This window comes from Endozoicomonas acroporae (assembly GCF_002864045.1).
Lineage (GTDB): Bacteria > Pseudomonadota > Gammaproteobacteria > Pseudomonadales > Endozoicomonadaceae > Endozoicomonas > Endozoicomonas acroporae.
The window spans coordinates 14310-39536 of the sequence record NZ_PJPV01000049.1 but is presented as its reverse complement, the minus strand read 5'-3'; the positions used below and the strand labels follow the sequence as shown (position 1 = coordinate 39536).

22 protein-coding genes and 1 other RNA gene are annotated in these 25227 nt (G+C 49.4%); 9 read left to right on the top strand and 14 right to left on the bottom strand.

Annotation, left to right across the window (positions count from 1 at the left end; all coding sequences use genetic code 11):
- Positions 1–31: 31 nt before the first annotated feature.
- From dnaX to CX664_RS08450, 4 genes are all read right to left on the bottom strand, one after another.
- Positions 32–2212, bottom strand: coding sequence for a DNA polymerase III subunit gamma/tau (gene dnaX / locus CX664_RS08470; RefSeq protein ID WP_101746316.1), 2181 nt, complete (start codon positions 2210–2212; stop codon positions 32–34).
- 151 nt (positions 2213–2363) lie between these two features.
- Positions 2364–2460: signal recognition particle sRNA small type (gene ffs, locus CX664_RS08465), an RNA gene on the bottom strand.
- Positions 2461–2611: 151 nt separating this feature from the next.
- Entirely contained in the window at positions 2612–3169 is a 558-nt protein-coding gene (locus tag CX664_RS08460; protein WP_101746315.1) for a TMEM165/GDT1 family protein, read from the bottom strand.
- A gap of 410 nt (positions 3170–3579) precedes the next feature.
- Positions 3580–4149 carry a hypothetical protein gene (locus CX664_RS08450; RefSeq protein ID WP_145999897.1) on the bottom strand — a complete coding sequence of 190 codons (570 nt, stop codon included), beginning with the start codon at positions 4147–4149 and terminating at the stop codon, positions 3580–3582.
- A gap of 206 nt (positions 4150–4355) precedes the next feature.
- Here CX664_RS08450 and CX664_RS08445 point away from each other — a divergent pair, with 206 nt between their 5' ends.
- Complete coding sequence (locus CX664_RS08445) at positions 4356–5669, top strand: RNA ligase family protein (RefSeq protein ID WP_101746312.1); 1314 nt, start codon at positions 4356–4358, stop codon at positions 5667–5669.
- Between the two features lie 13 nt (positions 5670–5682).
- Here CX664_RS08445 and pncB read toward each other — a convergent pair whose 3' ends face one another.
- Together pncB and CX664_RS08435 are read right to left on the bottom strand one after the other, a co-directional pair.
- The gene (gene pncB / locus CX664_RS08440) at positions 5683–6873 is read right to left on the bottom strand and encodes a nicotinate phosphoribosyltransferase (protein ID WP_101746311.1); all 1191 of its coding nucleotides are present in this window, start codon (positions 6871–6873) and stop codon (positions 5683–5685) included.
- 11 nt (positions 6874–6884) lie between these two features.
- Positions 6885–7559 carry an isochorismatase family protein gene (locus CX664_RS08435; protein ID WP_101746310.1) on the bottom strand — a complete coding sequence of 225 codons (675 nt, stop codon included), beginning with the start codon at positions 7557–7559 and terminating at the stop codon, positions 6885–6887.
- Positions 7560–7653: 94 nt separating this feature from the next.
- On the opposite strand from CX664_RS08435, the gene CX664_RS08430 reads away from it, so the two are divergent.
- The 3 genes from CX664_RS08430 to CX664_RS08420 all read left to right on the top strand — a co-directional run bounded on the left by CX664_RS08430 (position 7654) and on the right by CX664_RS08420 (position 11411).
- Complete coding sequence (locus CX664_RS08430; RefSeq protein ID WP_101746309.1) at positions 7654–8382, top strand: NUDIX hydrolase; 729 nt, start codon at positions 7654–7656, stop codon at positions 8380–8382.
- A gap of 665 nt (positions 8383–9047) precedes the next feature.
- Positions 9048–9854, top strand: a complete 807-nt coding sequence (locus CX664_RS08425) for a hypothetical protein (protein WP_145999896.1) — start codon at positions 9048–9050, stop codon at positions 9852–9854.
- Positions 9855–9926: 72 nt separating this feature from the next.
- Positions 9927–11411: a hypothetical protein gene (locus CX664_RS08420; RefSeq protein ID WP_145999895.1), complete on the top strand. Its 1485-nt coding sequence runs from the start codon at positions 9927–9929 to the stop codon at positions 11409–11411.
- Between the two features lie 32 nt (positions 11412–11443).
- Here the strand turns inward: CX664_RS08420 and cysS are convergent, their stop codons facing one another.
- The gene (cysS, locus tag CX664_RS08415; protein ID WP_219622151.1) at positions 11444–12823 is read right to left on the bottom strand and encodes a cysteine--tRNA ligase; all 1380 of its coding nucleotides are present in this window, start codon (positions 12821–12823) and stop codon (positions 11444–11446) included.
- Positions 12824–12844: 21 nt separating this feature from the next.
- Positions 12845–14515, bottom strand: coding sequence for a glutamine--tRNA ligase/YqeY domain fusion protein (locus CX664_RS08410; protein ID WP_101746305.1), 1671 nt, complete (start codon positions 14513–14515; stop codon positions 12845–12847).
- A gap of 324 nt (positions 14516–14839) precedes the next feature.
- On the opposite strand from CX664_RS08410, the gene CX664_RS08405 reads away from it, so the two are divergent.
- The 3 genes from CX664_RS08405 to CX664_RS08395 all read left to right on the top strand — a co-directional run bounded on the left by CX664_RS08405 (position 14840) and on the right by CX664_RS08395 (position 16674).
- Complete coding sequence (locus tag CX664_RS08405) at positions 14840–15349, top strand: peptidylprolyl isomerase (protein WP_101746333.1); 510 nt, start codon at positions 14840–14842, stop codon at positions 15347–15349.
- Positions 15349–16080 (top strand): UDP-2,3-diacylglucosamine diphosphatase, encoded by a 732-nt coding sequence (locus tag CX664_RS08400; protein WP_101746304.1) that lies wholly within the window; start codon positions 15349–15351, stop codon positions 16078–16080. Before CX664_RS08405 ends, CX664_RS08400 begins: the two co-directional genes overlap by 1 nt.
- A 135-nt stretch (positions 16081–16215) precedes the next feature.
- Positions 16216–16674, top strand: coding sequence for a hypothetical protein (locus CX664_RS08395; protein WP_101746303.1), 459 nt, complete (start codon positions 16216–16218; stop codon positions 16672–16674).
- A 36-nt stretch (positions 16675–16710) separates the two neighbouring features.
- Here the strand turns inward: CX664_RS08395 and CX664_RS08390 are convergent, their stop codons facing one another.
- Both CX664_RS08390 and CX664_RS08385 read right to left on the bottom strand, forming a co-directional pair.
- Positions 16711–18723 carry an ankyrin repeat domain-containing protein gene (locus CX664_RS08390; protein ID WP_145999894.1) on the bottom strand — a complete coding sequence of 671 codons (2013 nt, stop codon included), beginning with the start codon at positions 18721–18723 and terminating at the stop codon, positions 16711–16713.
- A 141-nt stretch (positions 18724–18864) separates the two neighbouring features.
- Positions 18865–19542 carry a MiaE family protein gene (locus CX664_RS08385; protein ID WP_101746301.1) on the bottom strand — a complete coding sequence of 226 codons (678 nt, stop codon included), beginning with the start codon at positions 19540–19542 and terminating at the stop codon, positions 18865–18867.
- A 337-nt stretch (positions 19543–19879) separates the two neighbouring features.
- On the opposite strand from CX664_RS08385, the gene CX664_RS08380 reads away from it, so the two are divergent.
- The gene (locus CX664_RS08380; protein ID WP_180966430.1) at positions 19880–20740 is read left to right on the top strand and encodes a universal stress protein; all 861 of its coding nucleotides are present in this window, start codon (positions 19880–19882) and stop codon (positions 20738–20740) included.
- A 421-nt stretch (positions 20741–21161) separates the two neighbouring features.
- Complete coding sequence (locus CX664_RS08375; protein WP_101746299.1) at positions 21162–21434, top strand: HU family DNA-binding protein; 273 nt, start codon at positions 21162–21164, stop codon at positions 21432–21434.
- Between the two features lie 79 nt (positions 21435–21513).
- Here the strand turns inward: CX664_RS08375 and CX664_RS08370 are convergent, their stop codons facing one another.
- The 4 genes from CX664_RS08370 to CX664_RS08355 all read right to left on the bottom strand — a co-directional run bounded on the left by CX664_RS08370 (position 21514) and on the right by CX664_RS08355 (position 25226).
- Complete coding sequence (locus CX664_RS08370) at positions 21514–21843, bottom strand: helix-turn-helix domain-containing protein (RefSeq protein WP_101746298.1); 330 nt, start codon at positions 21841–21843, stop codon at positions 21514–21516.
- Positions 21844–22020: 177 nt separating this feature from the next.
- Positions 22021–23271, bottom strand: a complete 1251-nt coding sequence (locus CX664_RS08365) for a NupC/NupG family nucleoside CNT transporter (RefSeq protein WP_101746297.1) — start codon at positions 23269–23271, stop codon at positions 22021–22023.
- 258 nt (positions 23272–23529) lie between these two features.
- A complete protein-coding gene (mmsB, locus tag CX664_RS08360) occupies positions 23530–24420 on the bottom strand; it encodes a 3-hydroxyisobutyrate dehydrogenase (RefSeq protein ID WP_101746296.1) in 891 nt (296 codons plus the stop codon).
- A gap of 29 nt (positions 24421–24449) precedes the next feature.
- Positions 24450–25226 carry an enoyl-CoA hydratase gene (locus CX664_RS08355; protein ID WP_101746295.1) on the bottom strand — a complete coding sequence of 259 codons (777 nt, stop codon included), beginning with the start codon at positions 25224–25226 and terminating at the stop codon, positions 24450–24452.
- Position 25227: the final 1 nt, after the last annotated feature.

Genomic DNA, 25227 nt, shown 5'->3' with positions numbered 1-25227 from the left:
CGGAATTCACCGATCATCACGCCCGGGCTTTTTACTTGATAATATTACCAACTGGTTGAATCGAGTCATCCAGAACCATGGCCGAAAAGGTCTCAATCAACCCCTTTACCCTGGCATCGGAATAAATACTCTCTTTCGCTGCCTGGAGACGCTCGGCAATTTTCCGTTCGCGCCAGGCAGCAGGAGTTTCATTAACAATACGACCAGTGTCAATTGACAGTTTAACGGACTGTTCAAAATAATCACACAGCGCCTTTTCCACACGCTGACGATGGGTGTCGTTGTAGAGCGTGCTGCGCTGTTCATCAAGTCGCAACCGGACGGCACCCTGTTCACTGTCAACAAACTCACAATGGGAGCCAATGGTGCCTGTCACCCCTCCCAGGGGAAGGCCACGAAAAACCTGAATCCAGCTCACAGCATCCATCAGCGTAAATGACACCCGGTCTTCTTTTGCCGGTAATTCCACCACTGCCCTGACCGGGGCTTCAGGGGCAACAACCGATGGCAGACTCAGAGACTGGTGAGCAGAGGCATCCGCTACTGTAGGGATTTCCTGAGAATCGACTCCGGACGACCAGTGTGCCTGCATATCATCCAGAGCACTGTGACGTTCATCATAAACAGGCGACTCAAAGGCTGCCTGGTCATAAGCTGACAGTGGAACGACCTCGGGGATTGGCGGTGTATCTTCACTGACCACTGCCCGGGAGGTTATTTCCTCTGTTGGTGTCTCAGGTGGCTCATCAGCAATAACAGGAGGCTCAAAGGTATCCCTGTGACCACCGCTCTGGACCGAAGGGTTTTCGTGCTCAACTGTTTCCTGAGCAGTTTCATGAATAACAGCAGGCGCATCAACTTGTTGGGTAGCAGGCTCAGGCTCCGGATCAGAAGCACCTTCTTCATCAGAAGTGCTGTTGTGAGATAAAGAGCCTTCAGCCGATGAAGAGCCCTCAGCCGATGAAGAGCCCTCAGCCGGTGAAGAGCCTTCAGCCGGTGAAGAGCCTTCAGCTGATGAAAAGCTTTGCGCAGATGAAGAGGCGATACTGTTTGTCGGCGGCGCTGCAACCGCCATCACATCCTGTTTTGCAGCAGAAATATCAAGCGGCCTGCCAGCCGCTGGCGCACCATCGGGTCGGAACGCCAGCATACGCAACAAGGCCATTTCAAAACCACCACGGGGATCCGGCGCCAGGGGCAGATCTTTCTTGCCCACCAGACCAATCTGGTAATAAAGCTGCACATCCTCAGCCGTCATTGATGATGCCAGCGCTATAACCTGCTCACGATCACCCTGACTGTTATCAACGGCATCGGGCACAGCCTGGGCAATGGCCACCCGATGCAGCAGGGACAGCATATCATCCAGTACCGCCAGATAATCCGGCGAATGTTCTGCCAGGGATGACACCGAACCCAGAATATGAGCCGCATTGGCGGTCGACAGCGCCACCACCATCTTCATCACCTGCCCCTGGTCAATGGTACCCAGCATCGCCCCCACCTCAGCCTCACTGACCCGCCCATTGCCAAAAGCAATGGCCTGATCCGTCAAACTGAGGGCATCACGCATACTGCCATCCGCAGCACGGGCCAGCTGCCACAGGGCCGCCACTTCGCAGGGGATCTGTTCCTGTCCGAGGATATTCTCCAGATGACCGACAATTCGCTCTGGCGTCATATTCTTCAGGCTGAACTGAAGACAGCGGGATAAAATAGTCACCGGCAACTTTTGAGGATCGGTGGTTGCCAGCAGGAATTTCACATGGGGAGGTGGCTCTTCCAGCGTTTTCAGCAACGCATTAAAACTGTGCGGCGAGAGCATGTGCACCTCATCAATCAGGTACACCTTATAACGGCCACGGGTTGGCGCATACTGGACGTTATCCAACAGTTCCCGGGTATCTTCCACCTTGGTTCTGGAGGCCGCATCCACTTCAATCAGGTCCACAAAGCGGCCATCATCAATCTCTTTACAGGCTGAACACTGGCCACAGGGGGTCGAGCTGACACCCTGCTCACAATTCAGACACCTGGCAAAAATACGGGCAATGGTGGTCTTACCCACACCCCGGGTACCGGTAAACAGGTAGGCATGGTGGAGACGATCCTGATCCAGGGCATTAACCAGCGCCTGAAGAACATGGGACTGCCCTACCAGCTCTTTGAAAGAACGGGGTCGCCATTTGCGTGCAAGAACCTGATAGCTCATTGAGTAGCGTCAATACCTGATATGGGAATTAAAGAGTATCTATGCTAACCAAGAAGCCTTGAAATTGCACGATCAAGAAGCGTTAGAGAAGTATTTGAAAGCGAGTTTGGGAGTGAGGAAAATCCGGAGAACCCGGAATAATGGAGGCGAACCCTGCCAGCCACACCCCGGCACATAACGTCACTACTACCGTTGCTCCCTTCCGGGCCTGGCGGGGTTCGTAGCTGATTATTGCGGGGGGACCGGCAAGGTCCACCATAAAGACCGGGGCATCGCGTCCCGATGCAGCGCATTCTGCATAAAACCCGACCTGACGTCAACTGCCAGCGCACATCTGGCCATCATTTTATTCACAATCAGGCCCGGTTTTTTCCGGCAGGTGAGCCCGGAAAAATATTATCATTGATTCACCAGCGCCAACACTCCCAGCACCGCAAACAACAACGCAGCCCCACTGCGAATCCATTGCAGTGGCAGCCTCTCTGCCAAATTCTCACCAAAGAAGACCACGGGTATATTGGCCAGCATCATGCCCAGCGTAGTGCCGGCAATCACCATGATCGTGGCAGAATATTCAGCCGCCAGAAGCACAGTCGCGACCTGGGTCTTATCACCCATTTCGGCCACAAAAAACAGAACCAGTGTCGTTAGAAAAACACCATAACCCGTCGTTGGCCCATCATTGTCATCCAGCTTATCCGGGATCAGGGTCCATACAGCAACAGCAAAAAAAGAAGCGGCAATAAGATATTGAAGAATATCGGGGGAAATCCAGGCGACCACCCAGCTGCCAAACCAGACGGCAACGGCATGGTTCAACAGAGTCGCCAGCAAAATAGCCAGAGAGATCAGCCAGGGAGCGCGAAACCGCAACGCCAGCATCAGCGACAGCAGCTGGGTCTTGTCACCGATTTCAGCGAGAAAAACAACCAGTGCGGAAAGGGAAAGGGTTTCCATAACACGTCCGGGCAGGCGATGAATGATTGGCTTTTGAACCGGATCGGAACCAGTATTGGCCAGACTCTACTGAACCACAGTGTTGAACACAACAGACCGGAGAACACAGAAAACATTGAAAGCCGGTGCTGATATGGAACAAAACCTGCGTTTTACATTTCTTACAAATCAGGAGATAGCCGTCAGACTCTATGCCACTATGGGAGCAAGTAGATATTCTTAGGGTGGACATTAAGCTTACCCCTCCATTTTCAATAGCTTTTGAATGGAACCACGAAGGACACAAAGAGCACGAAGGAAAAGAAAATCTCTTCTTTGTGCTCTTCGTGTTCTTCGTGGTTCCATCTTTAACTTTCCGAAGAGGGGAGTAGACGCTTAATGTCTACCCTAAGAGTAGATATTAAGGGCAACTACGTGTTTTTTTGCCGATGACAGTCTGTGGGTAGTTGATTTAATACCCCGGGCTGTTCAGTTATTACCGTTGACATGTTGTTTATCAGTTCATGGAGGCCCTCCATTTTCTCGCTATTCATTGTGCATGTATGATTATTTTCGGTTTGCTTCCTGGATATTCGCTCAAGCTTTTTATACAGCACTTCGTCATTTCCTTTAATCAATTTTTTAAGATAAGCAATTTCATCCCGATTTTTTTTACATCCAAGAAAGGTAGCACATTGCCTCTCGGATAATCGTTCAAGCTTTTCCTTTAACTCTTTTTTTAACTCTTTGTTGCTTATCAGCAACAGTTTGGTTTCATAGTCGTGCCGGACAATATTGCGTTTCTCCATGGCCAGACCAATGGCTGAGGCTACGCAAAATGAAACAAAACCAATAGGAACAGCATTAGGGAGAGTCGATACCGCATAACATAAAAGTGAGCCAATGTGACCGCAAGAACATGAGGTTATTAATACCTCTTCGTTCAAAAAGTAGTCTTTCAGATGGCAGGACGGCGCACTTGGGCATGATGTAGACTGCATTATTCAATTCCTGTTGACCAGTATGGGAAATAAGTTATTGTTGCCGGGTCAGCTCATAGGAAAACGACTTTCTAAAGAACAAATGCCAAATCAACATTTTAGACTTTCTTTCCAAAAAAAAGTTCAACACGTATCGATTGAAAGGCCTATGATTCCCTGAAACACTTGTTTTTTCCTGACAGCCATTATTTGACAGGTATTGAATAATGTTTACCCCATCAACAATTTCACCACCAACAGCAACTACACTGACAAACCAATTATCGAACGAATGTTCAACAGAGTTTGATGGCAGCAAAACACAAGCAGTCAAGCCAGAAACCCGGGTAAAGTTCAATGAAGGAGTATATACGACAACACCTGAGAAAAAATGCCTTGATGATTATGGAATAACGGTAAATTATGAGGCCGAAGGAAACCAGCTCGGTTTCAGGTACTTTAACTCAATAATCGGCTCCAGAACGGATCAGGAAAAACACAACCGGTTCATGTCTGAATTGCGATCAATCAATGAAGTGGATGTGGATGCACTTAAATGTGTTGCAACAGAAAAGCACGATGGCATTAACACCACCATTAAAGTCGACAGGAATGGCAACGTTTGTTTGTACAAAAGACTGACCAAGGTACATAACAAAAGTGATCCTTTGGCAGGGCTTATCGAGAAAAAATACACTGAAGATATTTTTGCTGTTAATCGCTGGATGAATAAAAATAATATCGATACTGTCTTCCTCCGCTGTGAAATGGTGGGCTTTAATATTCAAAACAGACAGAATTACGGCTTGAGTCATCACTTGATTGCATTTGCCCTGGATATAGAGGGAGAACAACTCCCTTTCGATCAGTTCAGTCAGTTATGGGATAAGGAAATTCGTCCTCCAAATATGCAAAAGGTCAATGTGCTGGCAGAAGGAACATTCAAGGAACTCTGTAATTTCAAGGTTAATCATGTTCCCGGAACATCGGCTGCGATGCTTGCCAGTAAAGTGAAGAACATCGGGATCATGCCTTCAGAACTGACTACGGATATTGAAGGGGTAGTGATTCAGCCGGAGCATGAATTATTGTATGTGCCCACTTTCAGGGATACGGAAGCCAGCAACGCCATTCAGGAAAAAAAGAGAAACAATGAGCCGCTACCCTGCTTTGTTGAGGGGACAGATACCAGACGACGCTTTTGTTATAAACTCCTGGCAGACTGGGTTGTCGGGGAAGCCGGGGCATCGTCTGCTGGCGGAAAAGTTGAAGATCAGGTGAGAAAGAAACTGGCTAACCAGTTACTTGACATTATTGAGCAGAGGGACCTGATTAAAGAACAGGGCATGCTGAATAATCGAAAGGAGTTGAGCCAGAAAATATCAACAGTTTTCGATATGGCAAGGGATGAGTTGGTCAACACGCACCCGGGGAGTGAGGAGATCCTGGCGTGGGGAAAAATGAAAGGATACGTTAACAAAAGGCTGGTTGAACTGATAAAACAGGCCAACCCCCAGCTTTTTCCAGTCAAATCCCCATGACCGGCATGATTGGTCATGAGTATCCGTAATCTGACTGATAGCCAAACGTTTTCTTTAATCGCTCAATATAGTCCTTATCACGGCACAGTGTTTTACCCGGGCTGTCTGAGAGTTTGGCGACGGGAGCCCCATTCAACTCGGTTAATTTCAGAACAATATTGGGCGCATTAAAGCCCATATCGTTGGTGAGATAGGTACCAATCCCAAAGCTGACATTAATTTTACCAGCGAACCATTGGTAAATAGCCAACGCTTTATCAAAGTTCAGCTTATCACTGAACACCAGGCTTTTGCTGCGCGGGTCAATGCCCAGTCGGCGATAATGATCAAGGGCCAATTCCCCCCAGACGAAAGGGTCACCGGAATCATGGCGCATCCCCTGGTAGGCCCTGGCCAGCTCAACATCAAAGTCCTTCAGAAACGCTGCCATGCTGATGGTATCCGTAAGCGCTATGCCAAGCTGACCTTGATACTCATCCAGCCATACCCTTAACGCATCTTTCTGACTGGTCCGCAGACTCTGACCGAGAACCTGATGGGACTGCAGCCACTCATGGGCCATGGTGCCTACCGGTTTCAAGCCAAGGGTTCTTGCCAGATTCAGGTTGCTGGTGCCCACAAAGTTATCTGGTAAGCGGTGCTTCAGGCTTGCCACGACGTGGTAATGCCAGTCCCTTGAAAACCGCCGACGCGTACCAAAATCGACCAGGGTAATACCACTATCGCCCGGAAGCTGGTTCAGCTTCTCATCAAGACGACGCTGGCCTTGAGTAATCACATCATCCTGAGTTCCCTGACCATAAAAGCTATGACCATGAAGCTCACTGACGATTGCCAGCAGGAAAATTTCAAAGTGGGTAATTTCACTCCATAGCCCCTCAATCACCAACGACAGTTGACCACTGGTCTGTTCAATGGCAACCGCATGTGGGTCAAGCCGGAAACCCTCAAGATACTCGATAAAATCATCCGCAATAAATGGCAGAGTAGACAGCCACTCAAGTTCTTCCGAACCCAGGCGCAGCTCTCCAAGAAATTCACACTGCCTTTTCAGTTGCTTTTTTGACAGGGCTAACGGCTGGTCACTCCGGCAATGAAACTCCATGCGAGCCCAGGCATCCGGATAGCGATGCACCATGGACTGCTGCATGGTGTATTTATACAGGTCGGTGTCGAGGAGGGTTGGAATAATCGGGCTATCCATACTTCTTTCCTTCAAAGAGCGTCGGCATCACTGACCGCATCAGCAATGATCAGATCGCTGGCACTCTCTACCAAAATAACTCCGCCGGCATTCAGTTCGGCAATAGCATCAGCCACTGATGATTCAGCCAGGCCACGGGTGGCGGCAAGATTGACATACACCTGAAAGCCAGCCCGCTGCAGTTGCAATGCCGTGGTTTTTACACAGAAATCAAGCGCCAGACCACCAACCAATACGGTGGTAATGCCTTTATTGGTTAAAAATTCGATAACTCCTGTACTCAACCGTTCTACCAGATCATGAAAACAGGCACCATAGGGATGAATATCCATCTCGACCCCCTTCCAGACAAAATAATCATAATCCGTCACGTCGGGAAGCCCACTCACCAGCTCAAACCCCTGTGTGCCGGGGACAGCATGTCGATTCCAGCGCAGATCAACATTTTTATGGCCGGTTACCGGCGTCAACTGCGGATACTCTGCCCCAGCCACCCATACTGCATTGGCCGGATGCGCATCCTTGGAACCCACACGAACACCAGCCAGCCGGGCCTGGCGATTCAACTCAGCAGCGATATTATGACCATCCGGAACCGGTAGCTCATCTGGACACAACGGGGTGAAACAGTTCTGGGCATCCACATCAAAAGCAGCAATGGTCTCCCTCGACCCAATGGCATACATTATTTTCACCGTGACAAAAGGAATCTAGTTCACTAACATAGTGAATCATGTTCCCTAACCTGTCAACCAGAGTATCTGCCATCAGGATTTGTCCATGGGCCCCAAGCCAACCAAGAGCCTTCAGCCGATTAAAAGTCTTCAGCCAATCAAGAGCCTGAACACGGCACTTATCTCTGTCGATCTGGTCGTGTTTCAGCTCAGCGCCAACAACAGCCTCCAGGTACTTGTTCATCAGTTACCGGAAAATAAGCGCCCCCAGCTCCCGGCAGGCAGAATAGAGCCTGAATTTGATCACTGCCTTGAAGATACGGCAAAACGACAACTGAGCCGACTGACGTCAGAACCTGCCACCTATTTCGAGCAGGTCGTCACCATTGGCGATAACCAGAGAGACTCCAGGGGCTGGTCATTAACCGTCGTTTACTACGCACTCCTTCGTCCGGGTAATGAACAGTCATTACAGGCCCAGGCGGCATGGGTTGATGTCGTGAATGATCAACCGGTAACCACATTGGCCTATGATCATAACCAACTGGTTATGGAAGCGCTGGACAGACTGAAAAATAAAATACAGTACAGTGCGCTGCCTGTTTATCTGCTGCCAACAGAGTTCACGTTATCCGATATTCAAAATGTCTTTTCGGTTATTCTTGGCAAAGCCCCACCCATGCGCTCGATCCGCAACCGATTCCTGAATTACAATCTGCTTGAGGATACCGGCAAAAAGCGCTATGGAAGCAACCGGCCCGCTACGCTTTACCAGACCAACCGACAGTCTGAAAACTGGTTATTTGACAGGCTCTATTTAACAACTAAAGTTTGAAAAATCTTCTGGTGAGAATTCATATTACATCCGGATTGTCACATAAACCCCTGCAAATTGATCAGCAAAATTGATCAACAGTTACAAAAGAGCATTAAAAGACAAGTGGCAGGAATAATAATGAAATATTGAATTATCTTTCTATTAATTTACTCAGATAAAGCCTTCCCCAGTGAATGCGCTATCCATTAACAAGTAATTTTAATAGTCCACTTACTCCAAGAGAGCAATTTTCAAAGATGCATGTTAATTCGCTTCTATCTGTTACAGATACCAACAATATCATCATACAACCAACAGCAAATAACCCATTACTGGTAAAACCAGTAGCAATATGGCGGCAGAGAGAAGTTTCCCTGCCAGACCAGCCAACGGAACAAAAAATTCATTATTCACAGGCGCTCAACCCACCTCCTCAAACGGTTTTTTACCCGGTACCGCTACCAGTTGCAGCACCACCACTACCAACGGTATCTGCACAGAGTGACACCTACCCCATTGCTGTTGTGTCAACACGTCGAAGAATTCCTGCTTTCATCCCCGCGCAAGAGCAAGCGCTTTACTTTTGTCGACCAACCTTTTGCGCTCCTCCTCCCCCTTTTAGTCCATTCCAGGCCAGCCTGACACCCTGCTACATCCCCCAACCGGCTTGCTCTGACACTGCAATGCAATTTTTGCCCCGGTTTCCGGCAGGATCAGCAGGAATAGCACCAGCAAAAGCATCTGAAGCCCCGGAAGTCATGGAACTCATTACCCTGAACCGGGGAAGATACTTCACTTCAACCATTGACGACGTTGCCTACCATCAAAGAGCTGGTACCGGCAATATACAGTTGGGGAGTTTTAATCTGAAGGTTGGCCTGCGCTTTCCATTAGATCTAATGGCCCACGATATGATCTCGTCATCAATACAGGGAAAGCTATGTTTCTCATCATGGCAGGCTCTGACCCAATACTTATCCAGACAACCCGCCGGCTGCTTTTATACTAAAGACCAGCAAAGAGAGCCCATCAGCAGAATCCCTATTTTCCTGAAATGTGATGAAATGAAATCATCTTCATCTACTCAGCTGGCAATCTCTCAGGATAGCATTGCCCCATTGGAGGCAGAGCAGGAAATACCGAAAATTCTCGATCACCTGAAATCCCTGAATGAGAAAAGAGTCAATGCCAGAATAGTATTCTTTGACTCCAAACAAATTGGCGGAATAGCTTGCCATAGAGATCCGACAACAGGCTATCTTGCCTATTTTATGTTTAACACACCTACAGTGTATACGTCACTGTCAGTATCCTCGCTCAGGGGGCTGTTTTGCGAACTGGAAGCTACCATACAGCATTCCATGAATGACAGTGAGTTATCAGATTATATTGAATCTTTGGGTGTAGGCAGCTTTATTAGACGAGGCATTCGCAGAAGGGGGAGCATACAGTTATTTTCTCACACTGTCAGTTTTGTATCAGATGATTAGTCCGGGAGACAATAAGACATCACGCTTCTTAATCCAGCTATTTAACAAATTAACCAGGCAAAGTGACTCACAATGAACAACAATCCATACACAACAAACGCCACTGCACAAGGATACTCCAGATACGGTGTGCCAGTACCAGCTCAACTGACTTCTCCTTATCGACAGCCCTCCTTTACAGGAATGCCCCATTGGCAGGGACGGAATATAAGTCACACAGCTCATCTGGCACAGCGACTTCAACTCCCATACTTTCCAGGTCAACAGAGGCAGATGTTCGCCTCTTATTTAAACCCGGGTTTCACCGGTCCTGGCAGCACCAGAATTGCCGATGTGCAACCGCGCATGCGACAAAGGAAAAAGTCGGCACCCGTATATGTCCCAACACCCCATACTTCAGAACATACTCCCAAATCTTCAGCAACAGGCAATCCGAATCGGCCCCACCCCAGAAAATCTGAGCACAGTCCCGACGATGGAAAAAGATGCACTGATAGTTTTTCTCAAACATCATCCGCCAGCGGGATTAATCAATCAGCTGAAAGTGCTGAAACATCGACATCAGACGACACTGGAATGTTACCCGGAGCATTTGCTGGCAGCTCAGTCAATCCTCATTCCAGCCTGCAAAATGATACCCATTTACAAGTGCTCATGGCCGAATTATGGGCAGCCACCCTCAATTATGAAACTACTTTTGGGATACCCCCCTCTAACGCCTTGCTGGCAAGAGCTTTTCATTCATTGTTACAGCAAAACCAAAATTATAAGACACCCTTGCTGCCTACTCCGACCGCTTTCAATCAGCCACCCGTGCACTGGATGCCTGCCAACAGCCAGCAGTGCTTTGATGTAATACAATGTTTAAACCTTTATCGAAACCAACGTGTATATGGCGATGTTATTCATGTTACAGACTATAAATCCGCTGGTCTTGGCAGAGCTCACATCTACCCACTGCACATTAAATTCCGCATTTGGTTCCCTGAGGCGTTTCAAAGACTGCCCAGCCAACAAATCAAGGCAATGAAGGTAGAAGGGAATCTGGCATTTAATCAGAGCGAAGTGGCAGCGTATGTCAAAAAATATTCTGAAGGGGCTTTTTATGACCCACGGCTTCAGAAGGTAAAGCATGCAAAAGAAATCCCCATCTATTTGAAAGCTACCGCCTTGATTGATGAAGCCAATAGAAGAATTACACCTGAATCCCAACAGGTGCTGAATCATATTCAATCACTTCTCGGACAGCCGATTACTGCAGATATCCTAATATTTTTTAACAAGCACCAGGGAGGTATTGCCCGCCATTATGATGAAGCAAGTGGCATCAATACCCGCTTCCTTTTCAGACTGCCTGATCAAGAATTCAAAAGTGTCCCGATAGCAGAATTATCGAATAAATACCGAAAATTGCAGGCAAAAATAAAACCAATCGATGATGAAAAATTAAAAAGCTATGTTTTTGGCTTAGGGGCAGAAGCCTTTATGAGAGACTTTACGATAAGTAAAATAAAGCTGCGCTCCAGCGAAGTTTCTCTCCTTCCGAAAGAGGACTGACAGCAATAAGCCGCCAGCCGTATAAATTGACCTTAACGCTCAATCCGCCATGTTGTACCTTCTCTGCTGTCCTGAAGAATTACTCCCCGGGCAGCAAGCTCATCACGGATACGATCTGCTTCAGCAAAATCACGATGCCTTTTGGCATTGTTGCGTTGCTCAATCATGCTTTCAATCATCGCTTCATCCACATCCGCACCGGATTTCAGAAACACTTCCGGATCCCGCTGCAGAATACCCAGAACCCCACCAAGCTTAACCAGCAGGGCAGCCAGTGGCAGGGCGGCAGATTCGTCCTGACTGCGCACGGTATTAAGGTGACGCACCAGCTCAAACAATACGGCAAGCCCTTCTGCGGTATTGAAGTCATCGTCCATAACCTTGAAGAACCGCTGCTCGAACTCATTATTTTCTGCTGCGGACACCCCTTCCAGGTCAAGCCCTTGTAACGCGGTGTACAGACGCTCAAGACGCACGCACGCCTCTTTCAGGCTATCTTCGGAATAGTTGATCGGGCTGCGGTAGTGGCTGGAGATCATAAAGTAGCGAACCACTTCTTCATCGTACTTATCCAGCACTTCCCGAATGGTAAAGAAGTTACCAAGGCTCTTGGACATCTTCACATTATCGATGCGGATTGCGCCAGAGTGCATCCAGGTATTCACAAACCTGGCGTCGTTACACGCTTCGCTCTGGGCAATCTCATTCTCATGATGAGGGAACTTCAGATCTGAACCGCCACCATGAATATCGAAGGTATCGCCCAGGCAGCATTTACCCATAACAGAGCACTCAATATGCCAGCCCGGACGCCCCTCACCCCAGGGCGATGACCAGCTGGGCTCACCGGGCTTGGCAGCTTTCCACAAAACAAAATCCAGTGGATCTTCTTTTTGCTCTTGCACCTCAATTCGGGCACCCGCTTCAAGCTCTTCAAGCACCTTGCCGGACAGCTTGCCGTAATCCGCAAACTTATGAACGCGGTAATAGACATCCCCGTTACCTGGTGCGTAGGCAAACCCCTTACCGATCAGCTGCTCGATCATTTCCACCATGCCCGGTACAAATTCGGTGGCCCTGGGCTCCTGGTCTGGTGGCAGGTTACCCAATCGCTGGAAGTCTTCCTGCATGGCAGCGATCATACGATCGGTCAGGGCCATAAAATCCTCACCATTTTCGGCCGCCCGGCGAATAATCTTGTCATCCACATCCGTAATATTGCGAACATAGGTCAGATCATAACCACGGGCACGGAGATAACGAGCCACCACATCAAACGCCGTTACCGTACGAGCGTGACCAATATGACAGTAGTCGTAGACCGTCATACCACAGACGTACATGCGCACGTGATTGCCATCCAGTGGGGTAAACGGCTCTTTCTTGCGGGTCAGGCTGTTATAAATCTGCAGCACTTTATCGGTATCCTTTCTTCACTTATTGGCCCAAGTATCTTTCAAACCAATGGTCAGGTTAAACACCGGGTGTTCGGCGCAGTGGTCACGGCGGTCTGCGACAAAGTAACCTTCACGCTCAAACTGGAAGGACTGTTCCGGTGCCGCATTGACCAGCGATGGCTCAACCCATGCCTGAGTCACCTTCAGGGAGTCCGGATTCACATGACTCAGAAAGTCCTCTTCACCACGATCCGGTGCCGGATGGCTGAACAGACGATCATAAATTCTCAATTCAGCCTGTTGGCCGTGAGTCGCCGAAACCCAGTGAATAACGCCACGAGGACGAATACCTTCCGGTGGATCTTCCCCTACCGTACCCGGCACATAAGAGGCATGAACTTCAACAATATTGCCACTCTCATCACGGATCACTGCTTCTGCCTTAATGACATAGGCACTTCTGAGACGAACATAATCACCAATTACCAGGCGCTTGAACTTTTTGCGGGATAAGGTGGTATCTTCGGTGAAGTCTTCCTGATCGATATAGATTTCCCGGGTAAACGGCAGGGTTCTCTGCCCCAGCTCCGGACGATTTGGATGTGCCGCCGCCGCCATCTCCTGCACCTCGCCTTCCGGCAGGTTCTGAATCACCAGCTTCAAAGGCGAGAGTACCGCCATGGCTCGGGCAGCATTGGTGTTCAGGTCATCACGAATGGCATGTTCCAGCATGGACACATCAGCGGTGCCATCGGATCGGCTTACACCCACCATCTCGGAAAAGCGGCGGATGGAAGTCGGGGTATAACCACGACGACGCATACCGGAGATGGTTGGCATTCGGGGATCATCCCAACCATTCACCACACCTTCATCCACCAGCTTCTTCAACTTGCGCTTGGAAGTCACCGTGTAATTCAGGTTGGTACGGGCAAACTCATATTGTCGGGGTCTGGCCGGAACCGGCAGGTTATCCAGGAACCATTCATAGAGAGGACGGTGATCCTGGAACTCCAGGGTGCAGATAGAGTGGGTAATATGCTCAATGGCATCTTCCTGGCCATGGGCAAAGTCATAGCTGGGGTAAATGCACCACTTGTCGCCGGTCTGATGGTGAGGCACCTTGCGAATCCGATAGAGAACCGGGTCCCGCATGTTCATATTGGGGCTCTGCATATCGATTTTGGCCCGCAGGGACGCCTTGCCTTCTTCGTAGTCACCAGCCCGCATTTTGGCAAATTCAGCCAGGTTTTCTTCGACAGACTTGTTTCTGGCCGGGCTCTCCACACCGGGCTTATTGAAATCACCCCGGTTAACGCGCATGGCTTCAGCGTCCTGATGATCCACGTAGGCCTTGCCTTCACGAATAAGGTGCAGAGCCCAATCATAAAACTGGTCAAAATAGCTGGAGGCATAACGAACCTCACCGGACCACTGGAAGCCCAGCCAGCGGATATCTTCCTGAATGGCGTCCACATAGACCTGTTCTTCTTTCTCCGGGTTGGTATCGTCAAAACGGAGGTTGCACTCACCCTGGTACTTTTCTGCCAGACCAAAGTTCAGACATATAGAAGTAGCGTGGCCAACATGAAGAAAACCATTCGGCTCTGGAGGAAAGCGGGTATGAATACGGCTGACCCGGCCTTCTGCCAAGTCTTTTTCAATAATCTGTTCCAGAAAGTTTCTGGCTTTTTCGGTAGCAGTCATTGTCACTGATGCATCTATGAGAGGTTACTGGCGTGGGTTTAGACACCTGCGCCATAATCGGCTGAGACTACCATATCTGCCAATGCTGGAAAATAACTCATTATCCTGCCAGGAGAATTTACCAGGTATAGCGTCACTTTTTACCGACAGATAGCCTTAACAGACAATAATAGATCGTATTGACTATCAGTATTCAGCCCGTGGTTTAACGAATAGGTTTTACACGGGTACGAGAAACACCTAGAATCCCTGGTTTTCCTGACGCTCCCAGAGTCTGTGGACGTTTGTAACAGACGTTATTTAACAACAGTGGTGACCCACATGATGGTCGTATTACACACCAATTTCGGTGATATCAAACTGGACCTGGATGCTGAAAAAGCACCAAAAACCGTTGCCAATTTCATTGAGTATACGAATAGCGGCCATTTTAATGGCACCATTTTCCACCGTGTTATCGATGGTTTTATGATCCAGGGCGGCGGCTTTGAACCTGGCATGGTGCAAAAATCAACCAGGATGCCCATCGACAATGAGGCCGATAACGGCCTGAAGAATGAAACCGGGACGATTGCCATGGCCAGAACCATGGACCCGCACTCGGCATCTGCCCAGTTCTTTATTAATGTCAAAGACAACCACTTCCTTAACCACAGCGGCAAAACCAGTGATGGCTGGGGTTACTGTGTCTTCGGCAAAGTGACTGAAGGCATGGATATCGTCAACAAGATCAAAGGTGTTGAAACCACTTTCCGTGCTGGCCACCAGGATGTTCCGGTAGAAGACGTGGTGATTGAGTCCGCAGAAGTGCTTGAGAACGTGGAAACCGCCTGATGAAGGCGCTGTTTATTTCAGACCTTCACCTGACACCAGAATGCCCGGCGGTTGCCCGGGCGTTCTGCCATTATCTGGCCGATCGCGCCCCGCAGGCTGATGCCCTCTATATTCTGGGTGACTTCTTTGAATACTGGGTCGGGGATGATGCCATGGATGACTTTCAACACGATATTGCCCAGCGACTCAGACAGTATACCAACAGCGGCAGGGCCCTGTACCTGATGCCCGGCAACCGGGATTTCGCCATCGGGAAAACCTTCCTGCAGGCCACCGGCGCACAGTGGCTGAAAGACCCGACACTGATCACGATTAATAACCAGAAAATTCTGCTGATGCACGGTGACTCACTCTGCACTGAAGACAAGCAGTACCAGCGCTACCGAAAAATTATCCGTAATCCCCTGGTGATGGCTTTACTGCGTATGACTCCTTTGTCTTACCGCAAGAATCTGGGCCGCAAAATCCGGCAAAAAAGCAAAGCGGCCAAAATCGGAAAAGCGCTGGACATTATGGATGTTACGCGATCCGAAGTTGTTGAGGCGATGGAAAGGTTCGAAGTAGATACCTTGATCCACGGCCATACGCACCGCCCGGACATCCATGAAGTCGCCTTAAAACATGGGACCGGCAAACGCTATGTATTGGGTGACTGGACGAATAAGGGCTGGGAGATTGAGCTGGACAGCAATGGCATAACGCTGGATGCTTTCCCGATAATACATCCATGATCTGCGAGTAAAAATGTTACTGCGCCCGATGCCCTGGAATCGGCATGAAAACAATAATTTTTTTCAAAAATTGAACAAATGCCCCTCTGATATTGTCAGAAGAAATAATCTTACATAAATTAAGAGGATTTGATCATGTTTTCCAGTCACATCACCAATACTCCTGCGACAAGACAGCCAGGTAATTCCCAAGAGCCCTGGTCCTTAGAATCAACGGCTGCCAAGGCAGTTAAGTTCGTTGCGTATAGTACTTTGGCGTATAGTTTTGGTTGCTTGACTGCCTTGGCGACCGATAGTGTTCAATCATACTTCAACCAACCTGCCGCAGATTTTTTAGACCAACACTACTTTGCTAACGATACCCGTCAATGGATCAATTATCAGCAACTACGTGGCGAACATCAAAATCTGTCTTTCTTTGCCCAGGCAGTGATTTCAGGAACCATCACATTGGCTGCCCACGTGTTTATGAACAAAATTTTTCCCACTCAAACGTCAGCCCCACCGACCCCCTCTAACACTGAAAACCAGCCTGCACAGAGTCAATCCGCTGCAGGACTTATCATCGCAAATAAACGCTCAGGTATAGTCTGACGAAAAATCAGGTACCACTGTGACATCGGATGTCACTTATTTTGACTTATCGATGACACCCCAAGGTTTCCGACTAAAACTGCTGGTCACCTTAAATTGCTGCAGATATTGAACAACATCCAGATGCCCCATTTTCTCAGCAATGGAAAGTACATCTGTATTGTTAGCAGGGTTTGAGTAGCGAATGTCGGCACCCTGTTGATGCAGGTACATAACGGTATCCAGATGACCATAATCTGATGCAGTCCAGATCGCGCTGCCAAAGTTCCGGCTTTCCACATTAACGTCAGCCCCCAGTTCAACAAGATACTTCACCACATCAATATGCCCACCTTGGCACGCCTTCCAGAGCAGTTCAGAGATGTCAGGCCCGGGCGCAGTACTGAAATGGGTCTCGAATGCGCCGAGCAGGTACTTTACCGCGTTCAGGTGGCCTTGACTTGACGCATGAATGAGCGCCGATGAAACGTGTGACGGTTTGATCAGCTGCAGTATTGTGTGCTCTTCAAACAGGTATTCCAGTACGTGGCAGCGACCTCCCAGGGCGACGACAAAAAGCAAAGAATCCGCATCAATTGCTGCGGATTTATGAACCAGATACTTGACCAGCTCAAGGTGCCCCTTCGATGCAGCCTCAACAATAGGCGTATCGAGCCTGACGTTGGCATTAATATCTGCGCCTTTTTCCAGCAGGAGTTTGACCAGTTCAAAGTACCCCTTGGCGCAGGCCTGACACAACGGAGTTTGCTGGCCTGAGCAGTTGGCTTCAATGTCTGCCCCCCTGTCAAGTAGCCACATTACAGCTGCGATTGAGCCACTGCGGGCCGCAGCAGAGATCGGGGAATCGTAACCCGCCCCATTAACGTTGATGGCTGCCCTGTTGGCAATGTAACTCATCATCACCACTTTGCCACCCTCAGCAGCTTGCCGGAACAGAGTGGCGCTGAGGTGGGGAGTGTCAAGATTCAGATTCAGGCGCTCCAGCAGGAACCTCAACAGTTGCACATTACCAGAATGGGCCGCTGCCTCAAGGGGATGCGGGTTTGTCTGGGAGTATGTATTACCGCATCCGGCGTTGATATCCGCCCCCTGATCAAGCAGATATTTGACCATTGGCAGGTTGCCGCTGCGACAGGCAGCCCAGATCAAGGTTTTACTGCCGGTTTCGCCATGGCTATTGTTTGCACCTCGCTCGAGCAGTAACTTGACCTGCTCGAAATGGCCATTGATTGCCGCGACATAAACCGGGGTACGCTGACCGGTACTGTGGTTATCAATGTGCTCGCCGAGATTGAGCAGATACTCGATTAAATTGGTCGATCCCATTCTGGCTGATTGATAAATCAGAGCATCCATGCCCGGGCAACCGACTTGCAACCGGGCACCGTTCTTTTTCAGACACTCCACCACATCCTGATGGCCAGCATGAATGGCCCAGTACAGTGGAGAAATAAAACCTGTGGTACTACCAGCCTGTATGTCTGCATTATATTCCAGCAGAACCTTGACTATCTCCAGATGCCCTGACACGGCGGCCATCACAAGAGGTCCATAGAGAGAGCCCTTTGCGTCAGGGAATGCCCCCTTAGACAGCAGAAGTTTTACCACTTCAAGCTTGCCAGCCCCTACTGCCAGCCAGAGTGGGGTGCACTGAGCACCCATCTTAATAGTCCTGCCCAGACGGGCTATAACATAAGAGGACGTCCCGTGAATGTTGACAGGTTGTTGATCCAATGTTGCAATCTGCTCGGAGAGGTCGCCATTAACATCGGCACCCCGTTGCAGCAATCCTGAAATGGCGAGAATTTTTCCATTCAGGATTCCAGAGACACATTGCCTTTGCCAGTTTTCCGGCAAGGCGCGTGGGTTACGATTCCATGATGGTGCAATGGCTCTTTTCGTCAGGGAAGTGACAGGGTGGTTGTGGGCAGGAGCTTTTGGCAAGGCAGGAAAAACAGAGGCTGACGACTTATCCCTGGCATCAGGGCCAGAGAGCGTCGTACCGGTGAATGTGCTCCGGCTATCAGGACTGGAAACTGCATTATACATGTTGTCATTCCAATTCAGTTTTCGATAACCCAGTTGGACATTTATTTCCCTTTTTTTATCCCCCGGACGTTTATTTAAAAGCAAAGACAGCCAGGAGCCTGTCCGAGAATAGCGCCCGTAGCGAGGATGGCACCAATATTCTCAGACAGGCACACCACTGTGAAAACGGAATAGTTTGTCCGGAGACTCAATGGCATCCTGTTCAATCCCGGCGAATATTGCCACCCGGTCAACCACTGACCCACCATTAATGGCCTCTGCCAGTGCCAGATAGTCCTGAAAATGTCGACTTTCAGACTTCAATAATGACCGATAAAACTTCTTCAATTCATCGTCCAGCCATGGCGAGAGTGCCGCAAAACGCTCACAGGAACGGGCTTCAATAAACGCTCCCATCACCAGGGTATCGACCAGTCTGAATGGTTCAAACGTTCTGATGGCAGCACTTAACTGCCCCGCATAGCGACCGGCTTCCAGGTAAACATAGGGAATATCCCTGCGAGTCATAATGGCCAGAACCTGCTCGTAGTGCCGCAACTCTTCACGGGCCAGTCTGGACATTTTGTTCAGCAGGCTTAGCTGATCTTCTATTCTGAGTTGCAGCCCACCTTTCTGCTGTTCACAGCGGCCGTTACCCCGGCCGAACGTCCCGGTGCGATAACGGCTCATTATCGCCATCGCTGATTGAGCGGCCTTCAGTTCATTATTGGCATGATCAACCAGAATCACCGCAAGATTCTCTGGTTTGCGCGCTTCCTCAATCCACGCCTCAGGGCTCGGACAGGGTAAGAATTCAAGAATGGGCGAAATATCGGTCATAACTGGCTCACCTGGCTGAGCCAGCATGGTAACACGAGCGGCACAAGAGCGTTAAAGAGAGGCATCCATATCTTTCTTTTTCTTATGAAGCAGAAGATCGAGCAGACCCATAAAGAACGCTGAGGCGACAAAAGTCAGATGCATCAGCACCGCCCACATCAACTTTTTAATCCTCCTTTGAGCACCTGTGACATTTTGTTAATGCATTTTTTTGGAGATAAGACCCGCATACTCCTAACTGCACAACACTTTATTGACCCAGATCATAAAAACATCAGTTAAGCTCATGCATGATGGAACTATAACAAACAGAATAATCAGCAAGAGAGGAAAAACCATGCGTGGAATTACCAAGGTTCTGGTCGTTGTTGATACCAGAAAGGAACAGCAGCTTGCCCTTGAACGGGCCAGCCAGATCTGCCGGGTAACCGGTGCTGCCCTGCATATTCTTGCGCCAAACCCCAGGGCCGATGGTGAATCAATGGTTCGCCTGGAAGCACTGGCTGAGCCACTGATGGCTGAGGGTCAGGAGGTTTATCTGCATGAAACATGGAATGGCTCTGTTATTGAAACCATTATCCATGTGCGTCAGATGGAACGCTGCCACCTGGTAGTCAAAGATGCCAAGTTAATCACCGCCCTCAAGAAAGCCTTTTCTACGCCTGAAGACTGGAGCCTCCTCCGCCGCTGCCGGGTTCCTGTACTGCTGGTGCAGGATAATAGTGACTGGACTAAAGGCAAAATCCTCGCGGCCATTAACGCCGACCCGAGAGACCATTATCACAGCATTCTTAACCAGGCGATCCTGCAATACGCGACGGACATCGCCAGTGAGTTCTCATCAGAGCTGCATCTGGCTACCGCTTACCCGACAACGATGCTGGCGATTCAGGATCACGGTGATGGACGGACTGACAAGGACTACTACGAAAAGCATTGTCAGGAATATGCCCGGGAGTTCAATCTCAATGAAGACTATTTCCATATTGAACCCGGTCCAACCGAGACCATGATCCCCGCGCTGCTGCAAGACATTGATGCCAAACTGCTGATTCTTGGCACTCACGCAAGAACCGGTATCAGCGCCCTGGCTATTGGCAATACCGCCGAACAGCTGATCTCCGAGGTCAAAACCGATATTCTGGTACTGCAGCCAAAACATCACATGATCCCACTGGAGCGCGAACTGGGGAAATAAGCCGACACAATAGCTGCCAGTACCCACCTGGCAGCCACCTCAAAATAATTCAGTCACGAAACCGGATAAAGCGCCTAAAAACTTCTATATTGTTCTAGAGCCTGCCGGACTTAAGACTGTCCTACTGCGGTTGCGATAAATTGGTCTAAAAATTCCTGCTTCTTCGTCAAATAGCCCCGCTATTCTCCTCAGAAGCAGAAATTTTTATCCTCAATTTCTCGCAATCCTCGCTACGGACGCTTAAGTCCGACAGGCTCCTGGTTTTCTCCCATCATCTGTTTTTCCAGCAAGAGATACACGTCAGGCTGATTGTGTTTCACCACCTGCCCAGGTTTTTCCCTGAGCCAAGCGAAGCCAGAGGCGGATCACCCATCTTCTGGTATTTTCTTTCCACATAACTGGTAATTCCCTGAGACTGGATATGAACAAGAAAGAACTGGTTGAGCAAGTCGCTGAACAAGCTAACCTGTCCCGAAGCAAGGCCGAGCTTGTTGTCAATGCCTTTATCAGCAACACACAGGAGACACTGGCAAGCGGCGATATCGTTCAACTTATTGGTTTTGGCACATTTTCGGTAGCAGATCGGGCGGCCAGGAAGGGGCGCAATCCACAAACCGGTGAAGAAATTCATATCCCCGCCTGCAAACTTCCTCAGTTCAAGCCGGGCAATAAGTTCCGGGAAATGATCAAATAGATCACTGCATTCTGAAACTGTTCCGCAAAAAGCGAAAAAGCGCCGGTAAGGCGCTTTTGTCTGAGCGTATTTTGTTACTTTATGCCATTGCTCTCATCACATTAAGAATGGCTCTTTTCTTCATCAGGTTCATTCGATGTAATTGACCGATAATCTCCCCATCCACTTCCGAGTCACTGATGACCTCATCAGAGCTGACCAGGTACTGGTTTCCACGCCCGGTGGCCAGCCACTCGAAAGACACCTCAAGAATTTCAGCCATTTTTCGCAGATTCTCGAGACTGGGACTGCTCATACTGGTTTCCCACTGGGCCAGTGCACTTCTGGATACACCAATCAAATCCGCCAGGGCCTGCTGCGAAAATTTCTTGTCTTTACGGGAGCATAAAATCCTTGTTGTCAGGTTCATCCTTGCACACTCACGACAGGTTCAGAAAGATATCCATGCCAGCAATACACACAGATACCCCGACATAATTATTTCACTATGTCATTCGGCCATTTCCTGAAAAGCGTTAGATTCAGCTGATGAAGGGAAAATACAGGAAGGAAAGCAGGCCACGGTCAGACCGTGGCCCAAAAAACATTACAGAGACAGCATCAGACCAGCGATGGTTGCACTCATAAGATTAGACAGAGTACCAGCAGCCACTGCCTTGATACCCATGCGGGCAATATCCTGACGACGGTGTGGTGCCATAACGCCCAGACCACCCAGGAGAATGGCAATAGAAGACAGGTTGGCAAAACCACACAGAGCAAAGGTGATGATGATCTGCGTACGCTGTGACAGCACTTCAACACCAGCCGCCGCAGCCGCTTCAGGGTTCAGGTAATTAACAAAATCCATGTAGGCAACGAATTCGTTCACCACCAGCTTCTGGCCAATGAAACTGCCCGCTGTCACGATTTCATGCATTGGCACACCAATCAGGAAGGCCAGCGGACTGAACAGGTAGCCCAGAATGATTTCAAGGCTCAGGTCAGGGTAGTCAAAGAAGCCACCAATCCAGCCCATGATACCGTTAACCATGGCGATCAGGGCAATGAAAGCGAGCAGCATGGCACCAACGTTAGCGGCCAGCTTCATACCGGAAGAGGCACCAGAAGCGGCTGCGTCTATTACGTTGGCAGGCTTTTCATTGTCATCCTCGTCATCAACCAGCTCAGAATTATCCGGAGTATCGGTTTCCGGCTTGATCATCTTGGCCATCAGCAGACCACCAGGTGCCGCCATGAAGCTTGCTGCGATCAGGTACTTAAGCTCGACCCCCATACCTGCATAGCCGGCCAGAACAGAGCCTGCAACAGAAGCCAGACCTCCTACCATGATGGCAAACAGCTCAGAATTAGTCATACGACCAATATAGGGTCTTACCACGAGAGGAGCTTCCGTTTGGCCAACGAAGATGTTTGCCGTTGCCGACAGAGACTCTGTACGACTGGTACCCAATACTTTCTGTAACGCACCGCCCAGGAAGGTAACCACCTTCTGCATAACACCCAGATAGTAAAGAACCGCAACCAGAGAGGAGAAGAAAATGATAATCGGCAGTACATTGATGGCAAAAATAAAGCCGACCTTGAAGTTACCCAGGTCACCAAACAGGAAACCAATACCCTGATTGGCGTAACTGATAACATTACTTACCGCGTTGGAGACACCACCAAGAATTTCCTGGCCCAGCGGAACATAAAGAACCAACGCTCCCAGCCCGGCCTGAATAGCAAAGGCACCACCCACCGTTCGCAGGTTGATCGCTTTTCGGTTATCGGACAGTAAAAAAGCAAGTGCCAGAAGGCTGGCAATACCCACCAGACTCATAAGTATTTGCATGGGAACAGGTTACCTCAGATGGATGATCACTGCCGACCGGGTTACCCGGCCAGAACTTCAGATAAATCGGAAAGATTGTATAACCTGATTTACAAAAACAGAACCATTATCTGACACAACTGTTCAAAATTAGAACAGATTCTGAGCAAAACATTGAGTCATATCAACAGAAGAAAAATAAACTGAACGATAATCGGCATCTATCTATTGAATAATAAAATTGATCATGCATGCAAAGAAATAGCAGCCAATAACCATCTAATCTGCTGACTCATACAGCTGAATAATGCTTGAAAAGTCCTGGTGACTGCCGGAGCGAATTGCATGCATTTTATACAGATTGTCAGCCAGTGATGCCATGGGCGTTGCGGTATGGCTGCTGGCAGCCGTATTCAGAGCCAAACCAAGATCCTTGGCCATCAGTGCCACCATAAAACCGCCCTGATAACCATTACTGGCTGGAGTCTGGGGCATGACGCCCGGCACCGGGTTGTACTTGTCCAGTACCCAGTTCCCACCTGAACTGTTCTTCATGATTTCTGAAAGTACTGCCGGATCAAGGCCATTATCGATACCCAGTTTAAGAGCTTCCGATGTGCCTGTCATAACAATAGCCAGCAGCATATTGTTGCAGATCTTGGCCAGCTGCCCCGCACCCGTATCGCCAGCGTGAAAAACAGTCTGCCCCATTACCTCAAGATAGGGTCTGGCCTGCTCTACGGTCTCGGCACTGCCTCCCACCATAAACGTCAGTGTTCCAGCTGCAGCACCGGCGGTACCACCGGACACCGGTGCATCAACAAAGTCGATACCCTGCTCTTTTGCCTGCTGCCCGACTTTTCTGGCAACTTCAGCTTCTATAGTGCTGCAATCAATCACCAGACAACGCCTCCCCATCGTTTTGAAGAGTCCATCATCTCCCAGGTAAAGTGATTCGACCTGTTTGCCAGCCGGTAACATACTGATCACCACACTGGCACCCTGTGCAGCCTCAGTCACGGATTCGGCCTTTGAGCCTCCGGCTTGTTCCAATTGCTCGAGTGCCTCTGGAACCAGATCATAACCACAGACATCATGCCCGGCTTGCACCAGGTTCTGAGCCATGGGACCACCCATATTGCCAAGGCCGATAAACGCAATTTTTGTCATTAATATCATCCTTCTTCAAAATAGCCGAATCAGTCGTAATGCCACTCAGGTTTGCGCTTCTCAAGAAACGCACTGACGCCTTCCTGCTGATTCCTGCCATTGAACAACGCCAGGAACTGCTCTCTTTCCTCTGGCAAGGCATCTCTGGAAAATCCGGAACGTCCCATCTGGATCAGCTTTTTACAGGCCCTCAAGGCATCCGGACTCTGGTTTCCGGCATTGGCCGCAAGCAATTTCGCCCGTTTAAGACTCTCACCACTGTCCACCATTTCCTCTACCAGTCCAATGGCCAATGCTTTTTCTGCGGTCACTTTCTCGCCGCAGAGAATCATGCGCTTGGCCCAGGCTTCGCCCACCAGCAGGGTAAGGTTCTGAGTTCCGCCGGCACAGGGTAATAACCCCACCGACGCTTCTGGCAGGGCCATAATGGCACCCCGTTCAGCGATGCGCAGGTCACAGGCCAGTGCCACTTCCAGCCCACCACCCATGGCATAACCGTTGATGGCCGCAATGCTGAGCCCCGAAAAGTTACTGAGGGCTTCAAAAGCCCTACCAAAGCTTTCAGCAAATGGACGAGCTTCCTCCGGGGTCAGGTTATCAAAGCGCTTTAAATCAGCGCCTGCACTGAAGAATTTCTCCGAAGCCGACGTGATCACCAGGGCAATCACATCAGACTTGCGGTTCAACTGGTGAATAATCTGCTCCAGCTCATTCAGACTTTCTGGCGTCCAGGTATTTGCCGGTGGATTGTCCAGGGTGAGAATGGCGGTACGTTCTTCACAGGTGAGACGTAACTTTTCAGACATA